This window comes from Curtobacterium sp. Curtsp57, assembly GCF_047324335.1.
Lineage (GTDB): Bacteria > Actinomycetota > Actinomycetes > Actinomycetales > Microbacteriaceae > Curtobacterium.
Genome location: NZ_CP168511.1, coordinates 179229 through 197694 on the forward strand (window position 1 = coordinate 179229; position 18466 = coordinate 197694).

Below are 18466 nucleotides of genomic sequence, written 5' to 3' on the forward strand. Positions count from 1 at the left end.
GAGTCGTTAGGTAAGGCATGCCATACTCGAATCGTGGCAGCCCGGTACCGTGTCTTCTCCGTCCGCGTGGCAGCCGTCACCTCGCTCACTCCGCACTTCGTCCGGGTGACGCTGACCGGTGACGAGCTCGGCGCGTTCTCCTCGGTCGGGCTCGACCAGCGGATCAAGGTCGTCCTGCCGATCCCCGGGCTCGGGTTCACGGACCTGCCGGACGGCGAGGACTGGTACGCGGCCTGGCGTGCGCTGCCCGACGAGGCGCGGAACCCGCTCCGCACCTACACGGTGCGCTCGTTCCGCCCGGACGCCCACGAACTCGACATCGACTTCGTCGCCCACGGCGACGCCGGTCCCGCGTCGCGCTGGGTGTCGTCGTGCCGGGTCGGCGACGAGCTCCGGATCGTCGGACCCGCGGTGCCGTCGTCACCGGCGGAGCTGCCGACGGGTGCCGCCGAGTTCGCGCCCGGTTCCGCGAACCGGATCCTGCTCGCTGGCGACGAGACCGCCGCTCCGGCCATCTGCGCGATCCTCGAAGCCCTCGACGTCAGCACCGTCGGACACGTCTTCATCGAGGTCCCGACCGATGCCGACCGGCTGCCGGTCACCGCGCCCGCCGGGGTCGAGGTCCGCTGGATCGCCCGGAACGGCGCATCCCACGGCGTGCGGATGACGGACCAGGTGCACGCGTGGGCGTCGACGGCGGTGGCCGGTGGTGCCTGTTCCTCCTCGGACGAGCTGGTGGACGTGGACGTCGACCAGCAGGTCCTCTGGGACATCCCGCCCGTGACCGACTCGCAGCTCTACGCCTGGATCGCCGGGGAAGCCGGGTGCATCAAGGAGCTCCGGCGGCACCTCGTGCGTGGCGTCGGGCTCGACCGCAAGCAGGTCGCGTTCATGGGGTACTGGCGGCACGGCAAGGCCGAGAACTGAGCGCCGCGGCTCCGTCGTCGGTGGCTGCTCCGGCCACGGCGCTTGGTGCCAGGGGTCTGACACTCGCCTACGACGACCGGGTCGTCGTGGACGGACTCGACGTCGACATCCCCGACGGGGAGCTGACCGTCATCGTCGGACCGAACGCGTGCGGGAAGTCCACGCTGCTGAAGTCACTCGCGCGGACGCTCAAGCCGACCGCCGGCACGGTCTACCTCGACGGTGCACCCATCTCGTCGTTCCGCCCGAAGGCCGTCGCGCGCCGCGTGGCGATGCTGCCGCAGACCCCGATCGCGCCCGACGGGATCACCGTCCGCGACCTCGTGTCCCGCGGACGCTTCCCGCACCAGGACCTGTTGCACCCGACGTCCGGCTCCGACCGCATCGCCGTGCAGCGTGCCCTCGAGCAGACGGACACGGTGTCGCTCGCCGACCGGGCAGTCGGCGAGCTCTCCGGTGGGCAGCGGCAGCGGGTGTGGATCGCCATGGTGCTCGCGCAGGAGACCGACATCGTCCTGCTCGACGAACCCACGACGTTCCTCGACATCGCGCACCAGTACGACGTGCTCGAGCTCGCGTCGACGTTGCACGCGGCCGGTCGGACCGTCGTCGCGGTGCTGCACGACCTCAACCAGGCCGCGCGGTACGCCACGCACGTGATCGCGATGCGGGCGGGGTCGATCGTCGCGTCCGGTCCGCCGGCGTCGGTCCTGACGGCGGACCTCGTCGAGGACGTCTTCGGGCTGCCGTGCGTGGTCGTCCCCGACCCCGAGACCGGCACGCCCCTCGTGGTCCCGCGCCGCCCGCGCTGAGGCGCGCTGCGCGCGGCGTTCTCGTCGAGATGCACGGCAGGGTGTGGCCACGTGTGTCCCGACTGGTGTGCCCCGACTGGCCACAACACCCCGCTCAGCTTCGGCGAGTGGTCGAAGATCGTCGTCGTACAGCCGGGCGGACGACAGTTCGCGGCCACTCGACGAACGCGAGCGGCGAGTCACGACCACTCGCGGGCACTCGCGGGCGGGCGCGGGGCTGGCGCGGGCAGGGGCGGGGGCGGACTAGCGGTAGCCGCCGTCCTCCAGGCCCGCCTCGATCTCGAAGCGGTTGCGCAGTGGATCGCGGCCGGCGATCGCGTACAGGAACGGCATGAGCATGCCGTACCGGCGCCACTGCGACACGTGGACGCGTTCGTGCCGGAGCACCCGGTCGCCGTCGTTGTCCCTGGTGAGGTACACCGACCCGACGCACGTGCCGCCGCGACGGAACACCCACCGCGGCAGCCCAGAGCACACGACCAGCCCGTCGACGCGGCGGATCGGGCCGGTCGACAGCGGCACGCCGATCGACAACCCGACGAGTGTCGCGAACGCCCAGCCCGCCCACGACACGGGGGAGTCGAGCAGCGGGTTGCGCATCCGCTACTCCGGGCGGCCGTAGGTCTCGAGGAGGCGCAACCAGATCTCGTTCATCGTCGGGTACGCGGGGACGGCGTGCCACAGGCGGTCGAGCGGGACCTCTCCGACGACCGCGATCGTCGCGGCCTGCAGCATCTCCGCGACGTCCTGGCCGACGAAGGTCATGCCGACGACGACCCCGCGGTCCTCGTCGACGACCATGTTCGCGCGACCCGTGTACCCGTCCGCCTGCAGGGCGGCGCCCGCGATGTTCCCGAGCTCGTACTCGACGGCGCGGACGTTCAGCCCCTGCTGCTTCGCCTTCGCCTCGGTCAGGCCGACGCTCGCGACCTCCGGGTCCGTGAAGGTCACCTGCGGTGCCGCGGCGTGGTCGGCGGTGGCGACGTGCGCGCCCCACGGCTCGGTGTGCAGCGGCGTGCCCTGGTACCGCGCGGCGATCGCCTCGCCGGCGGCACGCGCCTGGTACTTGCCCTGGTGGGTGAGGAGCACGCGGTGGTTGACGTCGCCCACGGCGTACAGCCAGTCCGTCCCCGTCACGAGCATCGTGTCGTCGACGTCGAGCCAGTCACCCGCGGTGAGCCCGATGGACTCGAGCCCGAGGTCGGCGGTGTGCGGCGTGCGCCCGGTGGCCGCGAGGACCTCGCTGGTGATGACCGTGGTGCCGTCGTCGAGGGTCGTGGTGACCAGTCCGTGCTCGTCACGGTCGACGCGCGTCGGGTTCACGCCCGTGCGGACGTCGATCCCGGACTCGCGCATGGCGTCGGCGACGAGTTCCCCGGCGAAGGGCTCCATCCCACCCAGCAGCCCGTGGCGAGCGACGAGGGTGACCTTCGCGCCGAGGGACGCCCACGCGGTCGCGAGCTCGGTGCCGGCGACGCCGCCACCGATGACCAGGAGGCTCTCCGGCACCGACCGGGCGCTCGTGCCCTCCCGGGTGCCCCACGGCTTCGCGTCCGCGAGCCCTGGGACGTCCGGCAGCGCGTGCAGCGAGCCGGTGACGACGGCGACGGCCGCACGGGCGGTGTGGGTGGTGCCGTCGACCTCGATGGTCTTCGGGCCGGTGATGCGGGCGTGGCCGCGGACGAGGTCGATGCCGGCGGACTCCAGCCAGGAGACCTGCCCGTCGTCCTTCCAGTCGCTCGTGAAGGAGGTGCGCCGTGCGAGGACCGCCGCGGCGTCGAGCGAGCCCGTGACCGCCTCTGCCGAACCGGCGAGCCGCTTCGCCGCCGCGAGCGCGTGGCCACTGCGCAGGAGCGCCTTCGAGGGCATGCACGCCCAGTACGAACACTCACCGCCCACGAGTTCCGCCTCCACGATCGCGACCGAGAGGCCGCGCTTGTGGGCGTAGTCCGCCACGTTCTCGCCGACAGCGCCGGCGCCGATCACGATGAGGTCGTAGTCCGTCATGCGGCCGAGCGTACGCGGAGCGGCATGGAACCGGACCGAGTGCTGGTCGTCCCCCGGGCTACGCCACCCGGGCGGCCGCACTCAGGGCACCGACGGCCCGCAGGATGACGCCCATGTCGTCCACGGCACGGTCGGGGTCGACCGGCGCGAAGCCGGTGAGCGCCGCACCGACCAGCCGGCGTCCGCGCGTGGCCGCCTGGATCCGCTCGACGAGCGCCGCACCGTCGATGCCGAACGGAACGGGTTCCAGGAGCCCGTCGAGTTCGGACGGGTCGAGGACGTCGAGATCGACGTGCACGTAGACGGAGTCGGCACCGGTCGCCTCGACCGCGGCGGCGATCGCGTCGGGAGTGGCCGCGTCGACGTCCAGGTGCGCGATGCCCGCCCTGGTGACGGCGTTCGCCTCGGCCTCGTCGATGCCCCGCGTGCCGGCGAGCACAACGGACGCGGGAGGGACGGTCGGCAGCGACGGGAAGAGCTCGGTCGGACGGTCGACCAGGATCCGGAGCGCGGCGGTCTCTGCGGCGATCGGCTGGGCACGGTTCAGCGCCCGGTAGCCACTCGACCCCGAGATCCGGACGAATGCGGTGCCTGGCTCGAGGGCGACGCTGCCACCGAGTGCGCTCGACCCGTCGCCACCGATGACGAGAACCGGTTCGGATGCGATCGCGGTCTCCTCCGCCACGCGCTCCGCGACGTGGAGCACGGAGGTGTAGCGAGCGAGCGCGGTCTCGAGTCGGTCGCCGGCCCCGGTCGGGACGTCGACGACGGTGGTCGCGGTGCGGGGGAGATCGGCTGCTATGGCTGCGGCACCGTCGCCGAGGCGCATCGCACGCGACGACGCCGAACCCTGCCACTGACCGACGACGAGGAACTGCATCTCCTCAGTCTGTCAGGCGGGTCCGGCGTCGTCCGCAGTGCGTGGCCGGTTCAGCTCAGAGCGTCGACGAGCCGCCGGACTTCAGCGCGGCGAGACGCGCCTCGACCTCGGCGTCCTTGCCGACGTCCTCGAGGCTCTCGAACTGCGAGTCCAGGCTGGACGACTGGAGTTCCTGCTGACCGATGACCTTCGCCTCTTCGCGGCGGACCTTCTCCTCGAAGCGGTTGAGGTCGCTCGTCGGGTCGGTGATGTCGATGTTGCCGATCGCGTCGTTGACCTTCGACTGGGCTTCGGCCGTCTTCGAACGCGCCACCAGGCTGTCGCGCTTGGACTTCAGCTGCTCGAGCTTCTGCTCCATGTTCGTGATGCCGGTCTTGAGCTTCTCGACCTGCTCGTTCTGGGTGGCCAGCGGGGAGGCGTTGTCCTTGACCTCTTGCTCGGCGGCGATCTGCTTGCCGATCGCGATCTTCGCGAGGTTGTCGAACTTGTCGGCGTCCTCGGTCTTGCCCGCTGCGCGGTACTTGTCCGCCGCTGCCGATGCGTTGAGCGCCTTCTGGCCCCACTCCTGCGCGGCCTTGACGTCTTCCTCGTTGTCCTGTTCGAGCAGGCGGAGGTTGCCGATGGTCTGGGCGACCGCGCTCTTGGCGTCCGCGATGTTGTTCGTGTAGTCGCGCACGAGCTGGTCGAGCATCAACTGCGGGTCTTCCGCGTTGTCGATGAGCTGGTTGATGTTCGCCCGGACGAGCGTGGAGATGCGACCGAAGATCGACTGCTTTGCCATTGCTGTTTCCCCTTCTTGGGATGGTGGTTGTGCCGTGCGAGGTGGTGCGACTCAGCGGATCAGCTCAGAAGCGACCTCCGCCCGAGAAGCCGCCGCCGCCGCCTCCGCCTCCGCCGCCGAAGCCCCCGCCTCCGCCGCCGAAACCGCCCCCGCCGAACGACCCGCCGCCGTAGCTGCCGCCGCGGCCGCCGAGGAGCCCGCCGAGGATGATGCCGGTGACGAGGCCGCCGAGCTGGGCGCCGTTCCCGCCGCCCCCGCCGCCTGCACCGGGCCACCCGCCCATGTCGTTGCCGGCTTCGTCCATCGCCGCCGCCGCGTACTGCTCGGCGGCGCGGGCCGCCTGCAGCGCCCGCTGCGGGTCGGTGGTGGCGAGCTGGACCGCGTCGTCGAGTGCCCGTTCCGCCTCGGACAGGCGGGTCCGTGCCGTCGGGCCGACGCCACCACGACGGAGCGAGATGAACTCGCGCGCCTGACTGATCCTGGTCCGGGCGTCGCGGAGCGCCGCGTCGAGCGCCTGCATCGCGCGCTGGTTCTGCTCCTCGGCACCGCGGGCCGAGGCGAGCGCGGCGTCGATGGCGGTGTTCGCCTGCGTCAGCGCGTCGACGGCGGCGATCGGGTCCTTCGGGTCGAGGCGTTCTCGCAGGACGGTCTCCGCAGTGACGACGGCCGACGCGAGGTCTGGTCCGCCGGTCTTCATGGCACGGGCCGCCGCGACGTCGCCCTCGATGTCGAGGCGCATCGCGTCCACCCGAGCCGTCGCTTCCCGGAACGACGCCTCTGCGCCGGTCGCCGACGCGCTGAGCTGCTGCACCTGCGCGAGTGCGTGTTGGGCGTCCCGGACGGCGACGACGGCTTGGCCCTTGTCACCGTTCGCGATGGCGGCGTCTGCTGCCTGCGATCGTTCGGTCGCGTACTCGAGGACCTGGCGCGCCTGGTCGACACTGTCGGCGACGGTCGCGAGCGTGCGGCCGCTGTAGGTGCTCCTGATCCGCTCGAGCGATGCAGCCGCCTCGGTCACCGTCGCCGGGGCCGCGCGGACCGCCTCGCCGAGCGACACGGCCGCCGCCTCGACGCCGTCCTCCAGCGATCGGAGCTTGTCGAACGAGTCCGTCTGTTCCTCGATCGCGGCATGGGCCTGCTCGCAGATCGCGATGATCTGGTTCGACCAGTCGGCTCGCTGCTGGGGGGAGTCCGGGATCTCGTCGTCGAGCTGCTGCTGGAACGTGAACGCCTTGCGGACGTTCTTCTGCGCGGTGGCGACGGCGTCGGCGAAGGGCTTCGCGGCGTCGGGGCCGAACTGTGCCGTCGCGAAGCCGACCTCTTGTTCAGCGGTCCGGAGCTCGTCGTCGATGGTCACGAGCGCGGCACCCGCTGTGCGCTCGAGGTCCGCCAGGGACGCCTGCTGCGCCTTGGTCGCGGCGGCGGTCTTCCGCTTGTTCCGCGTCCGGATCACGAGCACGATGACGACGATCGCGACCACCACGACGAGCAGCAGGATCCAGAGCCACGTGAGGTTCGGCGGCTGCTGCGTCTGGGCGAGTCCGTTCGCGAAGGCGGTGGCGGCCCCTGCCCAGTCGTCCGCCTTGAGCTTGGGGAGCAGGTCGTCGTTGACGGCTGACTCGACGTCGCCGGAGCTGATGGAGGTCTCGTTGGTCTGCTGGACGTCGTAGTTGCGCTCGTCCACCGCGATCGAGAGCAGGATGCTGTCGTTCTGGATCTGGTTCTTGCTCATCACCGCGTCGCCCCATGCGCCGTGGTCGGTCGGATCCGTGAACTCCGGCACGAACACGACGTAGAGCTGCGTCTTCGTCTCCGAGTAGAGGTCCTGCACCGCCTGCTCGACGTCGGACTGCTGCGACGACGTCAGCGCATCGGCGTCGTCGAGGACGTACGCGCCGTCGAGGCCGACCGGCGCGGTCGCCCGAGCCGCGGTCGCCGGCGCGAGCACCAGCAGGGCGGTGATCGTCGCCGCAGCGAGTCGCGCTGCCCAGCGCCTGGACGTCCCCCTGCCCGTGGTCGACCCGATCCTGCTCGATCCGCCCTGGACCGCTCGCATCCGTCCTCCGTCCGTCGGCGGCACCCTGCCGACTGTCCCGGTGGATCCCCGGAACGCCGCGGAAGGGCGCCGTCGCCCGGAGTCTATCCAGGCAGCGCAGCACTCGTCCGGGAAGCGTCGCACCTGTGGAGAACACTCACGGGGGACGCCGTCTGTCCCCCGATCGGGGTAGTATCCGCGGTGACCGTTTCGACGACGAAAGGGGTCGACGATGGAACGAACGACCAGCACCGAAGTAGTCCCGCTCGAGGACGGCTTCCACCGCGTCTCGACGCCCGCCAGTGGGGTGATCGGGTTCGTGCGCGAGCACGACGGCCGGTACGAGGTGCTCCGCGGACGCGTGCGTCAGGCCACCCGCTCCGAGGGGCTGTACTCGACGATGAACGTCGCGCTCATCGCACTGACCCACGCCTGATCGCCGCGGACTCACCGCAGGACCTCCGAGACACCGCCGCATCCGGCGGTGTCTCGCTGTGTTCGCAGGACGTCGGGACGCGCGGCCGTAAGGTGCGTGTGTGGGTGATCCGGGCCTCCAGACCGTGTCGGTGCGCGTCAGCGCGCCCGGCGTGACGCGGGCGGCCGACCGGGAGGCCCTGCTCGCCTTCGTCGCGGAGGTCACCGGAGCGGACCCCGCGACGGTTCGCGGCGGGCGCCGGTGCGCCCACTGCGGCAGCACCGCGCACGGGCGGCCGTGGGCAGTGGTGGACGACCGGGCAGCGAACACCCGGATCGTCGGCGTGAGCCTGTCGCGGACGGACGGCGCCGTCGCACTCGCGGTCGGTCCTGCAGCGCTCGGCGTCGACGTGGAGCGTGTCGGACGGGTGGCCGCTGCACGCCTCGACGCGTTCACGGCGGGGGAGCGTGCGCGGTCCGAGGGTGATGCGGCGCTCCTCGCGGTGTGCTGGGCGGGCAAGGAAGCCGTCCTGAAGCGCGACGGGAGGGGCATGCGTGTCGACCCCGGCGCAGTCGACGTCGACGTGACGACCGGGTCGGCCGTCCTCGAGGGGGTGGCGCAGGCGGTCTCGGTCGTGCGCCTCGAGGAGGACCTCGTGCTCGCCGTCGCAGCGGCCGGGATGCCGCTGGAACTCGAGGACCGCCGCTAGGGGAGCTCCGGGACTCCAGGGTCGTCGATCCACGGTGCGAAGACGGCGTCGATCGCCGTCACCGATCGGTCGGACGCCGTCGCGAATGCGTCCAGCACGTCGGACGGCGCGACCGTGCCGTGGCGGTGTCGCTCGGTGATCGTGCGCAGCCCGGCGAAGAACGCGTCGTCGCCGATGGTCCGACGCAGTGCGTGCAGTGCGAGTGCGCCGCGCTTGTAGACCCGGTCGTCGAACATGTCCTTCGGCCCGGGGTCCGCGACGACGAGGTCCTGCGGCTGGTCGAGCAGGCCGGCGCGGTGCTCGTCGGCGAGTCGATCGGCGTCGTCACCGCCGCGGTGCTCGGACCAGAGCCACTCCGCGTAGCAGGCGAAGCCCTCGTGCAGCCAGATGTCCCGCCACCGTCCGAGCGTCACGGAGTTGCCGAACCACTGGTGCGCGAGCTCGTGGGCGATGAGTCGATCGGTGCCGTGCTCACCGTCGACGTGGTTCCGGCCGAAGACCGCCAGCCCGTGGGCCTCGAGCGGGATCTCGAGTTCGTCGTCGGTCACGACCACGCCGTACGCGGGGAACGGGTACGGCCCGAACCGGTCGGCGTAGAGCGCGAGCATGTCCGGCACCTGCCCGAAGTCGGTCTTCGCCGCAGCGGCCAGGTCGGCCGGGTGGTGCAGCGTCACGGGGACGTCGGCACCGCGGAGCGCGTGCGTCCGGTAGCGCCCGATCTGCACGGTCGCCAGGTAGGTGGCCATGGGGTCGGTCGTCGCGTACGTCCACCTGGTGCCGCGACCGGTGCGCTCCTTGCCGAGCAGCTCGCCGTTCGCGACGACGTCGTACCCGGTCTCGCACGTGATCTCGAAGCGGTACGTGGCCTTGTCGTCCGGTCGGTCGTTGCACGGGAACCACGACGGCGCACCGGTGGGCTGGGCGGCGACGATGACACCGTCGGTCAGTTCCTCCCAGCCGATCTGGCCCCACGGGCTCCTGAGCGGTCGTGGGGTGCCGCGGTACCGGACGTGCACCGTGAACTCGGTGCCCGACGCGATCGGGGTCGCCGGCGTCACCGTGCTCTTGTGGACGGCGGTGGTCGTCTTCCGCGCACGCTGCCCGTCGATGTCGACCCGGTCGACCGACAGCCCGTGCAGGTCGACGACGACCTTGTCCAGGTCCTCGAGGGCGGTCGCGGTGATCGTCGCGGTGCCGTCGAGCCGGTTCGTCGCGACGCGGTAGTCGAGCCGGAGCTCGTAGTGGTCGGCACGCCAACGACGGTCTCCACTGTGCGGGGTGTACGGGTCGGCTGCGTTCGTCGGCTTCACGGTGCCGTCGAGTCTGCCACGCGGGCGGACGACCCATCCCAGGCGGAGTCCTCCCACGGCGCGATGGGGTTCCCTGCCCAGCGGGTGCCGCCAGGGACCTGCTCGCCGCGCATCACCAGGGACGCCGGTGCGACGGTGGCTCCCGGGCCGATCCCGGCGGCGGGCAGGACGACGCTGTGCGGCCCGAGGGTGCCGCCGGCGTCGACGCGGACCTCGTCGAGCTGCATGACGCGGTCGTGGAACAGGTGCGTCTGCACGACGGTGCCGCGCGCGATGGTCGCCCCGGCACCGATCGTGACGAGGTCGGCCTCCGGCAGCCAGTACGTCTCCAGCCAGGTGCCCCGCCCGATCGTCGCGCCGAGGCTCCTGAGCCACGCCGCCAACGCCGGCGTCCCCGTCGCCTGCTCGGCGAACCACGGCCGTGCGACGGTCTCCACGAACGTGTCCTGCACCTCGTTCCGCCACACGAAGGACGACCAGAGCGGGTGTTCCGTGGCGGTGATCCGCCCGACGAACGCCCACTTCGCGATCGTCGACACGATCGCGGCAACGGCTCCGGCGACGATCAGGACGGGCGCGGCGAGGAGGACCGTCCACCCGATCCCGACGGCCGACCACAGCGCGACGAGGGAGGCGCCGACACCGAGCGCGATCGCCGCGGAGACCATCGGTGCGAGCACCCGCAGCACCTCCCAGCAGCCGCGGGCGACACGGAGGCGCGCCGGCGGACGGAAGGTGCGCTCCTCGTCGAACGTCGTCGCGGCACGTCGGAGCCGGACCGGCGGGGAGCCGAGCCACGACGACCCGCGCTTGGCCTTCTTCGGCACGGCGGAGAGCACCGCGACGAGCGCCTCGCGCGGGACGTTGCGCCCGGCGCCGGTCATGCCGCTGTTGCCGAGGAACGCGCGACGCCCGACCTTGGACTTCCCGATGGTGACCCGGCCACCGCCGAGTTCGTACGTGGCGACCATGGTGTCGTCGGCGAGGAACGCCCCGGATGCGATCTGCGTGAGGGAGGGCAGGAGGAGCACCGTGGAGATCTCGGTGTTGCGACCGACCCTGGCACCGAGGAGCCGGAGCCACAGCGGCGTCACCAGGCTCGCGTACAGGGGGAACAGCAGCGTCCGTGCCGCGTCGAGGACCCGCTCGGTGCACCACGCCTGCCACCCGATCCGGGAGCGGACCGGGTGTCTGCCCTCGTGCAGGGCGATCCCGAGCAGCCGGACGACCGCCACGACGAGCCCGGCGTACACCGCGCCGGCCACGATCGTCGCGAGGGGGACCACGGCGAGGGCGTGCAGCACGGCGGAACCGAGCGACGGGGCACGGCCGACGATCGCGACGGCGACCAGCAGGCCGACCGCGACGCCGATCACCGGCAGACCGGCCACGGCCACCGACCCGGCCCCGTACGCGACGAGCCATCGACGTCGGGCCGGGGGACGGGCCTCCCGGTCCTGCCTGGCCGAGCCGACGCGTTCCGCCGGCGATCCCGCCCAGCGCTCCCCGTCCGGGACCTGCCCGGCGACGGCGGAGCCGGCCTCGATCGCGGCACCCGCGCCGACCGCTGCGCCAGGCATGAGTGTCGTCCGGCTGTGCACGACCGCGTCTGCGCCGACCTGGACGCGCCCGAGTCGGAACACGTCGCCGTCGACCCAGTGGCCAGCGAGGTCGACCTCGGGCTCGATCGACGCACGCTTGCCGATCGTGAGCATGCCGGTGACCGGCGGCAGCGTGTGCAGGTCGACGTCGCGGCCGATCGTCGCGCCGAGGGCCCTGGCGTAGTAGCTGATCCACGGGGCGCCGGCGGTGGACGGGCCGTCGACGGCCTCGGCGATCCGTTCCGCGAGCCAGACCCGGACGTGCACCGATCCGCCGCGCGGGTGGTCTCCCGGTCGGACGCCGAGCAGCACCAGCCGGACCAGGGCGACGGTGAGCGCCATCTTCCCGATCGGGGTGACGAACACGAGCAGTGCGAGCACCAGCACCGGGACCGGGAGTGCCGGCAGGAACGGCAGCGTGGTGATGTGCAGCACCCCGGCGACGAGCGCCGTCCACGTCAGGACCCGCAGGCCGCGGAGCAGCTGCACCGGGAGGCCGAGGAGCGTGAGGGTCAGCCCCGTCGCCGGCGGTGTCGGACGGACGTCGCGCGAGGCGGCGGCGACCGGTCCCGATGCGTCGAGCGCATCGGCCAGCGCGCCGATCCGCGGGTGGTCGTACACGTCGGCCACGGTCGTCGTCGGGTAGCGCTCACGGATCGCGGACACGAGCTGCGCGGCCGTCAGGGACCCGCCGCCGTGGGCGAAGAAGTCGTCGTCCTCGCCGGTGACGGGCACGCCGAGGATCGCGGTCCAGCGCTCGGCGATCCAGGCGACCGTCGGCGGGAGCACCGCGGTGTCGCCGCCGGCGGGACCGGTCAACGGCCAGGGGAGCGCGGCACGGTCGACCTTGCCGGACGTCCGGGTGGGCAGGGAGTCGACGACGGCGAGGAACGGGACGAGCGCCGCAGGCAGTTCCTCGCGGAGCCTGGCGTTCGCTGCTGCGGTGTCGATCGTCGCACCGGCGACGGGGGCGACGTACCCGACGAGGACCTGGTTGCCCGCCGGGGTCCGCTGCACGACGGCGGCACCGCCCGCGACGTCGTCGAGGGCCTGCAGTGCGGCGTCGATCTCGCCGAGTTCGATGCGGCGGCCGCCGAGCTTCACCTGGTCGTCCGCACGACCCTGGAACACGAGACCCTCCTGGTCGTACCGGACCAGGTCGCCGCTCCGGTACGCGCGCTCCCACCCGAGCGACGGGAACGGCGCGTACTTCTCGGCGTCCTTCGCCGGGTCGAGGTACCGGCCGAGTCCGACGCCGCCGATGACGAGTTCGCCGACCTCGCCCGGCGCGACCCTGGCGCCCGCCGGGTCCACGACGGCGAGGTCCCAGCCGTCGAGGGGCAGGCCGATGCGGATCGGTGCCGACCCGTCCAGCAGGGAGCCGCAGGCGACGACGGTGGCCTCGGTCGGACCGTAGGTGTTCCAGACCTCGCGGTCCCTGGAGGCGATGCGGGCGGCGAGCTCCGGCGGGCATGCCTCGCCGCCGAAGATCACCAGACGGACCTGCTCGAGGGCGTCGTCCGGCCAGAGTGCCGCGAGGGTCGGGACGGTGGACACGACGGTGATGCCGTGCACGATGAGCCACGGACCCAGGTCCACGCCGGTCCGGACGAGGGAGCGGGGCGCCGGCACCAGGCACGCGCCGTGCCCCCACGCGAGCCACATCTCCTCGCAGGACGCGTCGAACGCCACGCTCAGCCCGGCCAGTACGCGGTCCCCTGGTCCGATCGGTGCGCGCTGCAGGAAGATCCGCGCCTCGGCGTCGACGAAGGCCGCTGCGGAACGGTGGGTGACCGCGACGCCCTTCGGGACGCCGGTGGAGCCGGACGTGAAGATGATCCATGCGTCGTCGTCGACGGTCGGAGCCGCCGCCGGCGCCTGGTCCCCGGCGCCGCCGACCGGGATCGCGGCGCCGTCGCGGGTGCGCAGCACCCCGCCCGCACCGATCACGCCGACGACGCCGGCCTCGCCGAACACCAGCGTCGCGCGCTCCTCGGGGTCGTCCGCGTCCACGGGCACGTACGCCGCGCCGGCAGCGAGCACCGCGAGGATGGACAGGTACAGGTCACGGCCGCCGGACGGGATCCGGATGCCCACCCGGTCGCCCCGCCGGACACCGCGGGCCGCGAGGTCGTCCGCTCGCTCGCGCACCAGCGACACGAGCGTCCGGTAGTCGATCGTCCCGTCCGGGTCCTCGAGCGCCAGGGCCTCCGGGTGCGCGTCCGCGGTCGCGGTGAGGACGTCGAGCAGCGTCCGCGGGTCGGCGGCGAGGTCGCCGCGGGCGAGTTCCCGCTGCGGGTTCCCGGTGACGATGGGCATCGCGTCCTCTTCCCGGTCGTGGACTGGTCGACCGGCCGGTGATCCTAGGGGGCCGAGGTGTCGTGCTCGGAAACACCCCGGACGCCGAGGGCGACCCTGGCGTCGTCGAGCGCCGTCGCGAGCCCGATCGAGTCGTCGAGCCCGTGCAGCGGCGACTCCGTCCGACCGTCCGCGACGTACCGTGCGAGCGCTGCCGCCTGCCACGCCAGACCCTGCCTGCCGCGGAGCCCGGTCGGTTCGGACCACCGGTCCTCACCGGCCGCGTGGTGCAGCACGAACGAGGCGGGGAAGACGAAGTGGTCGGTGTACCGAACGGTCGCATCGGTGCCCGCGACGACGGCGAGGCCGGGCGTCCACGCCGTCATCGACGTGGTCACCACGGACTGCGCGCCGCCGGTGGCCGTCGACACGGTGACGGACTGGAGGTCCACCCCGCGATCCGAGACCGCTCCCGTCGTCCGGCTGGTCACCGGGGCACCGGTGGCGAAGCGGGCGAACCAGTGGCCGTAGACGCCGGCGTCGAGGAGCGCGCCTCCGCCGGCCTCCGGATCGAACATTCGGTCTGCCGGGTCCGGCTCGTGCGGCCAGCCGACGTCGACGGTCGCCAGGTGCACGTCGCCGAGGACACCGTCCGCGATGAGCTGTGCGATGACGGTGGTTCCAGGGAGGTACCTGGTCCACATCGCCTCCATCGCGAGCACCCCGGCGCCGCGGGCCGCGTCGGCGAGGCGTCTGGTGTCCGCGGCCGAGGTCGTCATCGGCTTCTCGACGAGGACGTGCTTGCCGGCGGCGATCGCGAGGAGTGCGTGTCCGAGGTGCTGCGGGTGTGGGGAGGCGACGTAGACGACGTCGACCGCGGGGTCCTCGACGAGTGCCTCGTACGAGCCGTGCACGCCGTCGACCCCGTGTCGGGCGGCGAAGGCCGCGGCGCGTTCGGGGGAGCGGGACCCGACGGCGACGACGCGCTGGTCGGAGTTCGCGTGCAGGGTGCTCGTGAAGTCGTGTGCGATCTTGCCGGGCCCGATCACACCCCAGCGGAGTGTCGGCCCGCCCCGGAGCGGCTCAGCGGTGTGCACCGGAAACGAGAACATGCACCGGACGCTACCGCGAGTGGTGCGCTCAGCATCGGAGGTGACCACGGGGGAACGGTCGCGGCCTGCCGTGATGTCGCGCGCTGCCGACCGAGCGCAGCGAGGACGACAGCTTGCGCGGGGATGTCACTGTGCCCCCAGGAGGATTCGAACCTCCGCCCCTGCCTCCGGAGGGCAGTGCTCTATCCCCTGAGCTATGGGGGCCCTGGGTGGGAACAACCGTAGCAGGTCCCGACCCCGCCCCGGGACCACCGGCTGCACCCCGGGCGTGCCCGACTTCCGCCAAGATCGTCCCATGCAGCCAGGAGCGCGTCCCGTCCTCGCCGTGGTCGACGTCAGCGACGCCGACCGACACGATCCCGCGTTCCACGACGCCCTCACGACGCTCACCGGGCGTGCCGTCGAGGTCGCCCGCGCAGCGGGGTGGGAGCCGCGTCGGGTGGCCGCCGAGCAGCTCGGGCCCGCTGGACTGCAGCGGGCGCTGGCTGACGCCGACGGCGTGCTCGTGATGGGCGGCGAGGACGTCGCCCCGGCGCACTACGGCGGCCCCGAGGACTACGAGGGGCGCGGGCAGCACTTCGCCGTCGCCGACCTCGCGCAGATCGAGGCGGTCCGGGCGGCGGTCACGGACGGGCTGCCGACGCTCGGCATCTGCCGTGGCATGCAGGTGATCAACGTGGCGCTCGGTGGCGACCTGGTCCAGCACCTCGAGCACGGCGGGCACGTGGCGCCGGGGGACCCCGCGGAGAGCATGGTCGACCACCGGGTGTCGCTGGCGCCGGGCAGTCGGCTCGCAGCGGCGCTCGGATCCGAGGAGCTCGACGTGCGGTCGTCGCACCACCAGGCGATCGGGCGGGTCGGCGACGGACTCCGCGTGGTCGCCACCGCGCCGGACGGCACGGTCGAGGCGGTCGAGCACGAGACTGCGCCGCTGTGGGCGGTGCAGTGGCACCCGGAGGACTCCGGTGCCCGTGGCACCGCCCTCCGCGACCTGCTGGTCGCCATGCTGCCGTCACGCGACTGACGACCGACGGGAGGCTCGTGGCGGTCCGGCGCCGCGCCTCCAGTCGGTCCGACCCGCGTCAGCCTGCCGGGGTCGCGGTCGAGGAGGCGGCCGGCGCGAGGGCCTGGCGGACGGCATCGACGACCGGCTGGGCGGAGCCCGGCTCGGTGAACAGCGTCGAGGACGTGGTGATCCAGTACGGGTCGGCGAACGCGTCGGCGCGGCCGACGTCGTCGGTGAGGGCGAAGTACCCCTCCACGCGGTACGTCGGCACCGACCCGCCGCGTTCGTAGAGTGCGTCCTTGAGGTTCGTGAGCGACTTCTCAGGCAGGTCTGCGACGGCCAGCGTGATCGTCATGGACTCGTCCGTCACCTCGTGGAAGACGCAGACGCGGCCGCGCTGCTGCGCGATCTTCGCCGCTGCCGACCCTTTCTCCGGGGTCGCGGACGCGTCGAGTTCGAACTGCTTCCCGTACACGGCGAAGGTGGTGTCCGGCACGAGCTCGGCGCACGTCTGACTGATGCGCTTGCCGATCGGGGCGGCCGTGGCGCTCGCACTCGGAGCCGTCGTCGGGGTCCGCGTGGGGGACCCGCCGGAGTCGCCGCCGGAGCAGGCGGCGAGCACGAGGGCTGCGGGGACGGCGAGCGCGGCGACGCTGATCGCCCGGGCGGATCGTCGGGTGGTCATGCGGACATGATGCTGCACGTCGCCGGGTGCGACCGGTGGGTCCTCGCTCGCCCGGTAGACTCGTGCGCCGTGACTCCTGCCGAACTCTCCGCCGCGTACCTGTCGATCCTGACCGGGATCGTCGAGCGCCGAGGCGCGTCCGACACCGTGACCGTCGAGGAGTCGCACGTCGCCCTCGAGCGCCCCAAGAACCGGGCGCACGGCGACTGGGCGTCGAACGCCGCGATGCAGCTCGCGAAACGCCTCGGCACGAACCCGCGGGAGCTCGCAACCGAGATCGCGGGCGAGCTGACCGAGCTCGACGGTGTCGCCTCGGTGGACGTCGCGGGCCCCGGCTTCATCAACATCACGCTCGAGGCCGCGGCGGCCGGCGAGATCGCCCGCACCATCGTGGAGTCCGGCGAGTCCTTCGGGCACGGCGACCTGTACGACGGTGTGCGCATCGACCTGGAGTTCGTGTCCGCGAACCCGACCGGACCGATCCACATGGGCGGTGTCCGCTGGGCGGCGGTCGGCGACAGCCTCGCCCGGGTCTTCCAGGCGCAGGGCGGCCTCGTCACCCGCGAGTACTACTTCAACGACCACGGCAGCCAGATCGACCGGTTCGCCCGGTCGCTCGTCGCGTCGGCGCTCGGGGAACCGGCACCGGAGGACGGCTACGGCGGCGCGTACATCGCCGAGATCGCGGCCCGCGTGCTCGCCACCTTCGACGGGGACGTCCGCGACATCCCCCGCGACGAGGCGCAGGAGATGTTCCGCCGTGAGGGCGTGGACTTCATGTTCGCCGACATCAAGCAGTCGCTCCACGAGTTCGGCGTCGACTTCGACGTCTACTTCCACGAGAACTCGCTGCACGAGTCGAAGGCCGTCGAGCGCGCCATCGAGCGCCTGCAGGAGCAGGGCCAGATGTACGAGGCCGACGGCGCCCAGTGGCTCCGCACGACCGACTTCGGCGACGACCGGGACCGCGTCGTCATCAAGTCCGACGGGGAGCCCGCGTACATCGCCGCCGACCTGGCGTACTACCTCGACAAGCGCGAGCGCGGGTTCGAGCGGAACCTCATCATGCTCGGCGCGGACCACCACGGCTACGTCGGCCGCATGATGGCGATGTGCGCCGCGTTCGGTGACGAGCCGGGCAAGAACCTCGAGATCCTCATTGGCCAGATGGTCAACCTGCTGAAGGACGGCCAGCCGTTCCGGATGTCGAAGCGCAACGGCACGATCGTCTCGATGGAGGACCTCGTCGAGGCAGTCGGTGTCGACGCCGGCCGGTACGCGCTCGTGCGGTTCGCGATCGACACCGCGATCGACATCGACCTCGACCTGCTGACCAAGCGCACCAACGACAACCCGGTGTTCTACGTGCAGTACGCCCACGCCCGCACGCAGTCCGTCGCGCGGAACGCCGCGGCCTCCGGTGTCGACCGTTCGGCGTTCGACGCGTCGCTCCTCACGCACGACACCGAGGGTGCGCTCCTCGGGGCCCTCGCCGAGTACCCGCGCGTGGTCCGGCAGGCCGCCGAGCTCCGGGAGCCGCACCGCATCGCGCGGTACATCGAGCAGCTCGCCGGCCTGTACCACCGCTGGTACGACGCCTGCCGGGTGACGCCGCTCGGGGACGAGGACGTGACCGACCTGCACCGCACGCGGCTCTGGCTGAACGACGCCACGGGCCAGGTCGTGCGCAACGGCCTCGGGCTCCTCGGCGTGAGCGCCCCCGAGCGCATGTAGTCTCCGCGCGCCGCCGCCCCGCCGCCGCTCGCACAACCGAAAGCAGCTCGCGCCACGGAATTCCGTGGCGCGAGCTGCTTTCGGTTGTGCGGGAGCATTCCGCACCACGCGCCAGACGCGACACATGCGCCCGACCCGCGCCGAGCCTCCAGGC

15 protein-coding genes and 1 tRNA gene are annotated in these 18466 nt (G+C 72.4%); 6 read left to right on the forward strand and 10 right to left on the reverse strand.

Annotation, left to right across the window (positions count from 1 at the left end):
* Nucleotides 1-33: 33 nt before the first annotated feature.
* Nucleotides 34-927 carry a siderophore-interacting protein gene (locus tag ACEN9V_RS00810; RefSeq protein ID WP_281264773.1) on the forward strand — a complete coding sequence of 298 codons (894 nt, stop codon included), beginning with the start codon at nucleotides 34-36 and terminating at the stop codon, nucleotides 925-927.
* Nucleotides 928-947: 20 nt separating this feature from the next.
* Entirely contained in the window at nucleotides 948-1739 is a 792-nt protein-coding gene (locus tag ACEN9V_RS00815; RefSeq protein WP_413601760.1) for an ABC transporter ATP-binding protein, read from the forward strand.
* Between the two features lie 243 nt (nucleotides 1740-1982).
* Here the strand turns inward: ACEN9V_RS00815 and ACEN9V_RS00820 are convergent, their stop codons facing one another.
* The 5 genes from ACEN9V_RS00820 to ACEN9V_RS00840 form a co-directional block, all read right to left on the reverse strand.
* Nucleotides 1983-2339 carry a Fe-S oxidoreductase gene (locus ACEN9V_RS00820; RefSeq protein ID WP_413601761.1) on the reverse strand — a complete coding sequence of 119 codons (357 nt, stop codon included), beginning with the start codon at nucleotides 2337-2339 and terminating at the stop codon, nucleotides 1983-1985.
* Between the two features lie 3 nt (nucleotides 2340-2342).
* Complete coding sequence (locus ACEN9V_RS00825) at nucleotides 2343-3746, reverse strand: dihydrolipoyl dehydrogenase family protein (RefSeq protein ID WP_413601762.1); 1404 nt, start codon at nucleotides 3744-3746, stop codon at nucleotides 2343-2345.
* 58 nt (nucleotides 3747-3804) lie between these two features.
* Nucleotides 3805-4626, reverse strand: a complete 822-nt coding sequence (locus ACEN9V_RS00830; protein ID WP_413601763.1) for an arginase family protein — start codon at nucleotides 4624-4626, stop codon at nucleotides 3805-3807.
* Nucleotides 4627-4681: 55 nt separating this feature from the next.
* Entirely contained in the window at nucleotides 4682-5407 is a 726-nt protein-coding gene (locus ACEN9V_RS00835; protein ID WP_402728895.1) for a PspA/IM30 family protein, read from the reverse strand.
* Between the two features lie 64 nt (nucleotides 5408-5471).
* A complete protein-coding gene (locus ACEN9V_RS00840; RefSeq protein WP_413601764.1) occupies nucleotides 5472-7463 on the reverse strand; it encodes a TPM domain-containing protein in 1992 nt (663 codons plus the stop codon).
* 211 nt (nucleotides 7464-7674) lie between these two features.
* Here ACEN9V_RS00840 and ACEN9V_RS00845 point away from each other — a divergent pair, with 211 nt between their 5' ends.
* Both ACEN9V_RS00845 and ACEN9V_RS00850 read left to right on the forward strand, forming a co-directional pair.
* Nucleotides 7675-7878 carry a hypothetical protein gene (locus tag ACEN9V_RS00845; protein WP_144765352.1) on the forward strand — a complete coding sequence of 68 codons (204 nt, stop codon included), beginning with the start codon at nucleotides 7675-7677 and terminating at the stop codon, nucleotides 7876-7878.
* Nucleotides 7879-7978: 100 nt separating this feature from the next.
* On the forward strand, nucleotides 7979-8566 hold the full coding sequence (locus ACEN9V_RS00850) for a 4'-phosphopantetheinyl transferase family protein (protein ID WP_413601765.1): 588 nt from the start codon (nucleotides 7979-7981) through the stop codon (nucleotides 8564-8566).
* On the opposite strand, the gene ACEN9V_RS00855 is transcribed toward ACEN9V_RS00850, so the two are convergent.
* The 4 genes from ACEN9V_RS00855 to ACEN9V_RS00870 form a co-directional block, all read right to left on the reverse strand.
* Nucleotides 8563-9876: a M1 family metallopeptidase gene (locus ACEN9V_RS00855; protein ID WP_413601766.1), complete on the reverse strand. Its 1314-nt coding sequence runs from the start codon at nucleotides 9874-9876 to the stop codon at nucleotides 8563-8565. The genes ACEN9V_RS00850 and ACEN9V_RS00855 overlap by 4 nt on opposite strands.
* Nucleotides 9873-13796, reverse strand: coding sequence for a Pls/PosA family non-ribosomal peptide synthetase (locus ACEN9V_RS00860; RefSeq protein ID WP_413601767.1), 3924 nt, complete (start codon nucleotides 13794-13796; stop codon nucleotides 9873-9875). The genes ACEN9V_RS00855 and ACEN9V_RS00860 overlap by 4 nt, the downstream gene beginning before the upstream one ends.
* Nucleotides 13797-13840: 44 nt before the next feature.
* Nucleotides 13841-14887, reverse strand: coding sequence for a Gfo/Idh/MocA family protein (locus tag ACEN9V_RS00865; RefSeq protein ID WP_413601768.1), 1047 nt, complete (start codon nucleotides 14885-14887; stop codon nucleotides 13841-13843).
* A gap of 132 nt (nucleotides 14888-15019) precedes the next feature.
* Nucleotides 15020-15091: transfer RNA gene (locus ACEN9V_RS00870), tRNA-Arg, on the reverse strand.
* Nucleotides 15092-15182: 91 nt separating this feature from the next.
* On the opposite strand from ACEN9V_RS00870, the gene ACEN9V_RS00875 reads away from it, so the two are divergent.
* Complete coding sequence (locus tag ACEN9V_RS00875) at nucleotides 15183-15911, forward strand: gamma-glutamyl-gamma-aminobutyrate hydrolase family protein (RefSeq protein ID WP_413601769.1); 729 nt, start codon at nucleotides 15183-15185, stop codon at nucleotides 15909-15911.
* A 58-nt stretch (nucleotides 15912-15969) separates the two neighbouring features.
* Here ACEN9V_RS00875 and ACEN9V_RS00880 read toward each other — a convergent pair whose 3' ends face one another.
* Nucleotides 15970-16578 (reverse strand): hypothetical protein, encoded by a 609-nt coding sequence (locus tag ACEN9V_RS00880; RefSeq protein WP_402728888.1) that lies wholly within the window; start codon nucleotides 16576-16578, stop codon nucleotides 15970-15972.
* Nucleotides 16579-16647: 69 nt separating this feature from the next.
* On the opposite strand from ACEN9V_RS00880, the gene argS reads away from it, so the two are divergent.
* Nucleotides 16648-18312, forward strand: a complete 1665-nt coding sequence (gene argS / locus ACEN9V_RS00885; RefSeq protein WP_413601770.1) for an arginine--tRNA ligase — start codon at nucleotides 16648-16650, stop codon at nucleotides 18310-18312.
* Nucleotides 18313-18466 lie beyond the last annotated feature (154 nt).